Genomic DNA, 1,963 nt, shown 5'->3' with positions numbered 1-1,963 from the left:
GGGCAGCCCGACGGCGGAACTGGTGTTCGACGATTGCGAAGTGCCGGAAGAAAATGTCATGGGGCCGCTCAACGGCGGCGTCGGTGTGCTGATGTCCGGCCTCGACTATGAGCGCGCCGTGCTCGCGGCGATTCCGCTCGGGCTGATGCAGGCCTGTCTCGACACGGTCATTCCCTATGTCCGCGAGCGCAAGCAGTTCGGCAAGCCGATCGGCACCTTCCAGCTGATGCAGGGCAAGATTGCCGACATGTATGTCCGGCTGAACAGCGCGCGCAGCTATGTCTATAATGTCAACAAGGCCTGCGATAGTGGCCAGACGACCCGCTTCGATGCAGCGGGAGCGATCATGTATGCATCCGAATCCAGCGTGCGGGTGGCGGAGGAATCGATTCAGGCGCTCGGCGGCGCCGGCTATACCACCGACTGGCCGGTCGAGCGCTACTGGCGCGACAGCAAGCTGCTCGATATCGGCGCGGGTACGAATGAAATCCGCCGGATGCTGATCGGGAGGGAATTGATTGGGGCTGGCTAGACCCGCAAACTCTCCCATGGCCCGGTAATCGCATAGGTATATCCCGGCTCCTGTACATTGACGAACATCGTCTTGCCGTCGGGCGAGAAGCAGGCGCCGCAAAATTCGCCATCATCCTTATGGGCATTTTTGGCGAAATCGTAGATTTTGCCGTCCGGGGTCAGACCGCGGAGATAGTTGCTGCCACGTCCGTCCTCGCACAGGATCAGATCACCCCATGGCGCCAGCGCGAGATTGTCGCACAGGTCGAGCGTGTCGGCACCGGCGGATTCATATAGCAAGGTAAGCTTGCCGGTTTCTCCCGGTGTATAGCGCCAGACCTGGCCGGTCTGGCTGGTGCCGCCCTGGGTGCAGGTGAAGAATATTTCGCCGACATTGCTACCAGGACGGATGCCATAGTCCATGCCTTCACCGCGGCAGAAATAGGCGGCACCGGCGGCGTGGCCGCGCGCGGCGAGATCGCCTTCGGGCGATTCGACATCGTCCAGATCGATCCACTCGACACCAAATTGCTGACCCGCCTTGACGCGTCCGGCGCCGCCGCCGCCCCAGTCCTGCGGCCAGTTGTTGGTGACCGCCGATTTCCAGCCGGTAATCGCCAGCGCCTGCAATCGGCCGCCTTCGGCCAGTCGGCCTTTCACATCGGGGATGAAACGATAGAACAGTCCGCTGCGATCATCCTCGGTCATGTAGACGATGCCGGTCTCCGGGTCGATCGCAGCCGCTTCATGGGCGAAGCGGCCCATCGCCTTGAGTGGCACGGCATCGATCAGGCCGGCTGCGCTGGACGGGGTCTCGAACACAAAGCCGTGAAATTTGCCGGTTCCATCGGCCGGTTTCAGAGGCTGTTCCTCGCAGCTGAGCCAGCTGCCCCAGGGGGTTGGTCCGCCGGCGCAATTGGCGGCCGTGCCGGTCAGCACCAGATGGTCGCTTTCGAGCCGGTTGTTCTTGAGATCATAAACAAGCCTGGTCACGCCGCCGAACAAGGGTGAGCCGTCAGCCTTTCGATCGTATAGCTGCTCTTTCGAAACCCGATCGAGCAAGGCATTGTCCTCGCCGAAGGGACTGCCGCTCGTCGTATTGAACCAGTTTTCATGGTTGCACATCAATATGCATTTGTCGGCGGAATCGGGGTCGGCAAAGCACGCCATGCCATCGGGGCGTCCAGGACGGAAAAAGCCGTCGGCCATCATGCCGCCGGATTCGCTGACCGTAGTGTAGGTGAAGCCTTCCGGCAGATCGAGGCGTCTGGCCGGGTCCGGAATCAGGGCAAAGAAGGGGTTGGTGCTGCGCGCGCGGACGCCTCCGGTGACCGCGAAGGAGGCGTAGAACAGGCCGACGGCCTGGGCGGATCGGATGAAATCTCGGCGGGAAAGGGTCATCGGCAAATTTTCCTGTCAGCATGGTGCAGATATAGATTATGGATCAGAC

At 61.5% G+C, this 1,963-nt stretch carries 2 protein-coding genes; one reads left to right on the top strand and one right to left on the bottom strand.

Going from position 1 to position 1,963, the window contains the following annotated elements; translation table 11 throughout:
- Window positions 1–532 (top strand): acyl-CoA dehydrogenase family protein (locus ACEW8J_RS02410; RefSeq protein WP_373490034.1); only part of this gene is annotated, 532 nt, incomplete at its 5' end.
- Here the strand turns inward: ACEW8J_RS02410 and ACEW8J_RS02405 are convergent.
- Window positions 529–1,914: an alkaline phosphatase PhoX gene (locus tag ACEW8J_RS02405; RefSeq protein ID WP_373490033.1), complete on the bottom strand. Its 1,386-nt coding sequence runs from the start codon at window positions 1,912–1,914 to the stop codon at window positions 529–531. The two genes, ACEW8J_RS02410 and ACEW8J_RS02405, sit on opposite strands and share 4 nt — an antisense overlap.
- Window positions 1,915–1,963: the final 49 nt, after the last annotated feature.

The organism is Parasphingorhabdus sp., from assembly GCF_041748495.1.
Classification (GTDB): domain Bacteria; phylum Pseudomonadota; class Alphaproteobacteria; order Sphingomonadales; family Sphingomonadaceae; genus Parasphingorhabdus.
This window is presented reverse-complemented; position numbering and strand designations above follow the sequence as displayed.

Excerpts from the sequence above, each read along its gene's own strand:
- ACEW8J_RS02405 (WP_373490033.1), bottom strand. The coding sequence starts at position 1,914 with ATGACCCTTTCCCGCCGAGATTTCATCCGATCCGCCCAGGCCGTCGGC.